The sequence below is a fragment of the Guyparkeria sp. genome, from assembly GCF_046545975.1.
GTDB lineage: Bacteria > Pseudomonadota > Gammaproteobacteria > Halothiobacillales > Halothiobacillaceae > Guyparkeria.
Window position 1 is genome coordinate 1 of sequence record NZ_JBKGYT010000112.1, and the last position, 4,621, is coordinate 4,621.

Annotated in this window: 4 protein-coding genes; all 4 read right to left on the reverse strand. The window is 68.1% G+C overall.

Annotation, left to right across the window (positions count from 1 at the left end; all coding sequences use genetic code 11):
* Entirely contained in the window at nucleotides 1–573 is a 573-nt protein-coding gene (locus ACLFMY_RS08490; RefSeq protein WP_410764228.1) for a GGDEF domain-containing protein, read from the reverse strand.
* Nucleotides 542–1,693 carry a 7TM diverse intracellular signaling domain-containing protein gene (locus ACLFMY_RS08495; RefSeq protein WP_410764229.1) on the reverse strand — a complete coding sequence of 384 codons (1,152 nt, stop codon included), beginning with the start codon at nucleotides 1,691–1,693 and terminating at the stop codon, nucleotides 542–544. Before ACLFMY_RS08495 ends, ACLFMY_RS08490 begins: the two co-directional genes overlap by 32 nt.
* Before the next feature lie 426 nt (nucleotides 1,694–2,119).
* On the reverse strand, nucleotides 2,120–2,713 hold the full coding sequence (locus ACLFMY_RS08500; RefSeq protein ID WP_410764230.1) for an SPOR domain-containing protein: 594 nt from the start codon (nucleotides 2,711–2,713) through the stop codon (nucleotides 2,120–2,122).
* A 30-nt stretch (nucleotides 2,714–2,743) separates the two neighbouring features.
* Nucleotides 2,744–4,495 (reverse strand): arginine--tRNA ligase, encoded by a 1,752-nt coding sequence (gene argS / locus ACLFMY_RS08505; protein ID WP_410764231.1) that lies wholly within the window; start codon nucleotides 4,493–4,495, stop codon nucleotides 2,744–2,746.
* Between the last annotated feature and the right edge of the window lie 126 nt (nucleotides 4,496–4,621).

Sequence of the window (4,621 nt, forward strand, 5' to 3'; positions counted from 1 at the left end):
CTAGTCTATCACCGTCGTCGCGTTTCGGGCAGGCACGCAAGTGACCCGCTCCACACGGTCACGCCCCAGGTCCTTGGCCCGGTAGAGGGCCTCGTCCCCGCGCGCCAGCAGGCTGGCCGGAGTGTCTCCCTCGCAGCACTGGGCCACGCCCACGCTTACCGTGCAGGCCGGCCTCTGGCTGGAGGCGGAGTGCCGCCGGAACACCTCCCGTATGCGCTCGGCCACGGAAGCGGCCTGCTCGAGGGTCTTTCCGGGCAGCACGACGACGAACTCCTCGCCACCGTAGCGGAAGCAGCGGTCCTCGCGACGCACGTTGTTGCTCATGACCCGCGCCAGGCACCGCAGGATGTCGTCGCCGGCGAGGTGTCCGTAGCTGTCGTTGTAGCTCTTGAAGTGATCGGCATCCAGCACGATCACGGACAACGGGCGGCCCGTTTTCTGCACGTCGGCGATGGATCTCTCGAGTTGCCGGTCCAGCGCCCGGCGATTGAACAAGCCGGTCAGGCCATCCTGCTCGCTCAGCGAGCGGTAGCGGTCCCGCTCACGGACGACCATGGCCTCCTCGCGTTGCATGTGACGGATGCGGTCCCCCAGGGCGAATGCCAGCAACAGCGCTTCGGCAAGCGAACCGACCGGCAGCACGGCCAGCAGCCACGGCACGTAGGGGCAGCAGGCCGGCCAGCAGCCCCAGGTGCAAAAGCACGGCCAGGGAGAATACCGTCCAGCCCGCCAGCAGGAACCGAGCCGGTCCGAAGCCACGGCGTATTGCCCGGATCGACGCCCAGATGATCGCGCCCATGGCGACGACCCCGCTGCCGGCAACGGCGGCGAAGGGCAGCATCCCGTGCCACAGGAGCGCGACGGGTACGACGAACAGCGCAACGGCGGTCACCGCCAGCAGCAGGCGATCCAGGCGCTCATCGTCTTGCTGGGTGCGCAGGAACCGCCGCACGAACCAGATGGCCGTCACCACCATCAGCACCACGGCCACCTGTGCCCGGTCGGTCGCGGAGAATGCCCGAAGGAACCCCGGAAGAAACGGGGTGAGGATGTTGTGCTGCAACCCGACGTAGAGCACGGTGCTGCCAAGGAAGGCCGCATACCCGAGATAGGTGCGTTCCCGCACCGCCACCATCAGGAACAGGCTGTAGACCGCCATGCCCAGCATCGCGCCCAGGTAGATCCCGAACAGGGAGTAGCGGATCAGGTTGCGCTGCCGCTCGGCCTCCAGTGTCCCCAGGCTCAGGGCAAGGGCCGCCGGGCCATCGGATTTCACATCCACCAGCAGTAGCCGTTCGCCGGTGAACTCGGGCAACTCGCGACCCGGGTCGCGGGACAGACCGAGCCGGTGCGTGCCGTCCTTCCCGGCAAGCACCTCGACCGCATCCCCCGGGGTAGAGGGATCGAGCAGGTAGAGCCGCATGTCCTCGAAATAAGGCCAACGCAGGAACAACCAGCGCCCGTGGGTGCGCAAGTCGGTCTCGTCGAGCGTCAGGCGCAGCCAGATGTGGCCGTCGAAGGAGCCGAGATTGAGCGAGTCGCCATCAAGCGCCTGGAAATCGAGGTCCATGGCGTCCCGCGGCGAGAGCGGCGCGTCGGTCAGGGCGAGTTCGGCGCGGGAGAGCAGGGGCTGCTCCGAGGCGAACGCCGCCGTTGCCATGACGTCGAGGAGCAACCCACAGAGCAACAGCATCCAGGCCAGGCGGGCAGACAGACCCCGGCCATGCCGCCGTTCATCGGCAGGCCTGTTCCCCGACCGCCGTGGCGGAACACTCCCCGTCCGGGAGCCGACCCCGGAGAGGGTCGTATCCCTTGGCACTGCCAGTCGTGCCATGTGTCTCCCTCGCGTTCCCGGCGATCCGTCCACGACCCGAGGGGCCGGGCGGACCGTTCTTGTCTTGGGCAACGATTGCCTTCAGGACCGAGTATGGCACTCGGCCGTTAACGCCGCAGGAGAATCATGGACCTGCACGACGCGCGCCGTCGCGCAGCCATCATCGGAATACAGCGACGCCCCACGGCAGGTGGCGGAGATAGCCTATCGGGGGAAACAGGGCGGGAAACGGAGTGGACTCCGCCCGGCCGGCGGCCGGACGGGGGCACGATGGGCAGGCCTCGACTAGCCGTCGATCCGCCGGGGCGAAAGGGCGTCCACACCAACCTCCTGGAGGCGCTGCTGGGCCTCCTCGACCTCGTCGCCCGGCAGAGGACCGACGAACACGCGATGGTAGGCGGTCCCCTGAACATCGGCCTTCTCGACCCGGCCTTCGAAGCCCATCAGGGCCAGCTCGGCCTTGCGGGCCTCGGCATCCCGGCCGGAGCGGAACGAGCCCACCTGGATCAGGTAGCTGCCGTCGGCAGACGTCCGCGACCTGTCGGCCTCGGCTTCGGCGGGCTTTTCGGCATCGGCGGTCGGCTCTTCTTCACGCTGGGAGGGCGGCTGGTTGCCCTGCTCCGGCAACAGCGTGTAGAACTCGAATTCGGGCGAGACCGGGGTCTTCTCGGGGGGCTTCTCCACGCTGCGGGTGTCAACGCGGGACTCCCGGGGTTCTCCGGGCTGGGGCGGCTGACTGTTCCTTTCCGCCGTCAGCCGGGCGAGCAGCACCACCAGCAGGACCGCGGCCAGGACGGCGACCAGCAGCACCCACTTGGCGGCCCGCTGACCACCGGCAGACCGGGGGCGATTGACTCCCTTGCGACGTTTGCTGCTCACTGACTGCTCTCCCCTGTTCCGCCAAGGCGCCTACATCTCGTCCGGCGCATTGACACCGAGCAGGCCCAGTCCGTTCGCCAGCACCTGGCGAGTGGCGGCGACCAGGTTCAGGCGGGCGTTACGCAACGGGGCATCCTCGCCCAGCAGGAAGGCATGGGCGTTGTAGTAGCTGTGGAAGTCCTGGGCGAGATCGCGCAGGTAGTGGACCAGCTGGTGCGGCTCGTGTGCGGTCGCCGCCCGTTCGATCAAGGCAGGGTACTGGGCCAGGCGCTTGAACAGCGCCTGCTCGTGCGATTCGGTCAGCCGCTCGTAGGCCTCGCGACCAGCCTCGGGTTCGTGCTCGAAGCCGCGCAGCGGCAGCTGACGGAACACGGAGGCTACCCGCGCATGGGCGTACTGGATGTAGTAGAGCGGGTTCTCGTTGCTCTGGCTCTTGGCCAGGTCCAGGTCGAAGTCCAGGTGCTGGTTGGCCGCCCGCATCACGTAGAAGAAGCGGGCGGCATCACTGCCGACTTCCTCGCGCAACTCGCGCAGGGTGACGAAACTGCCCGAACGGGTCGACATCGGCACCCGCTCGCCGCCGCGATAGAGAATGGCGAACTGCACCAGCGAGACGGTCAGGCTGTCGGCCGGCCGTCCCATGGCGGTCAATGCCGCACGTACGCGCGGGACGTAGCCGTGATGGTCCGCCCCCCAGATGTCGATCACGCGATTGAAGCCGCGATCGAACTTGTCGAGGTGATAGGCGATATCGGAGGCGAAGTAGGTGGTCTGCCCGTTCTCGCGGCGGACCACGCGGTCCTTGTCGTCGCCGAAGTCGGTGGAGCGGAACCACAGGGCGCCACCGCGCTCGTAGATGTGGCCGGCCTCGCGGAGCCGCTCGATCGCCCCGTCGACGAGGCCACGATCCGCCAGGCTCTGCTCGGAGTACCAGTTGTCGTACTCGACCCCGAACTCGGCGAGATCCGCCCGGATGTCGTCGAGGATCGAGTCCAGCGCGGCGCGGAAGACCAGCCGATAGTTCTCCTCGCCCAGTTCCTCGTGCATCCGCGCGATCAGGGCATCGATGTGCTGCTCCTTGTCGCCGTCGGGCGCGTCGGGCGGCAGGTCGGCGAAGACCCGGTCGGCCGGCGCCAGCATGCGAGCCCCGTGCTCCGCCTCCAGCCCGCGGGCGATGTCGACGATGTAACCCTGCGACTGGTACGCGGCCGTCGGAAAGTGGCCGGCCACGCCGTGGTGCTCGAGGTAGCGCAGCCAGACACTCGCGGCCAGGATGTGCATCTGCCGGCCGGCGTCGTTGACGTAGTACTCGCGCTGGACGTCGGCGCCGATGGCCTCGAGCAGGTTGGCCACGACCGAGCCGTAGGCCGCCCCCCGACCGTGGCCGACGTGCAGCGGGCCGGTGGGGTTGGCCGAGACGAACTCGACCTGCACCTTCTGCCCGCGACCGGCCTCGGAGCGGCCGAAGCGCTCGCCGGCCTCGAGAATGGAGTCGATCAGGGCGAAGGCGGCCCCGGCCTCGACGAAGAAGTTCATGAAGCCGGGCCCGGCGATCTCGACTCTCTCCAGGCCATCCGTGTCCGCCAGCCGCTCGATGATCAGCTCGGCGACCGCGCGCGGCGCGCGGCGCATCGGCTTGGCCAGCTGCATGGCCAGATTGCTGGCGAAATCGCCGTGCGCCGGGTCCTTGGGCACGGTCAGCACCGGCTTGACGGAGATGTCCTCGGGCAGCTCGCCCTCGACCGCGAGCTGGCTGCAGATTGCCTGGAGACGTTCTTCGATTACGGCCTTCACGAGCAGTGAAACCCCTTGCGCTTGAATGGCGCCTGAATTGGCGGCTTGGAGACGGAAAGAACGCGACAGTTTATCCTGAGCCGGCCATCCAACCAACCGCCATCGCGTCGCCCG

What these genes read in the sequence shown, in the direction of transcription:
- ACLFMY_RS08490 (WP_410764228.1), bottom strand. Translation starts at nt 573, where the DNA reads ATGCAACGCGAGGAGGCCATGGTCGTCCGTGAGCGGGACCGCTACCGC.
- ACLFMY_RS08495 (WP_410764229.1), bottom strand. Translation starts at nt 1,693, where the DNA reads ATGCTGTTGCTCTGTGGGTTGCTCCTCGACGTCATGGCAACGGCGGCG.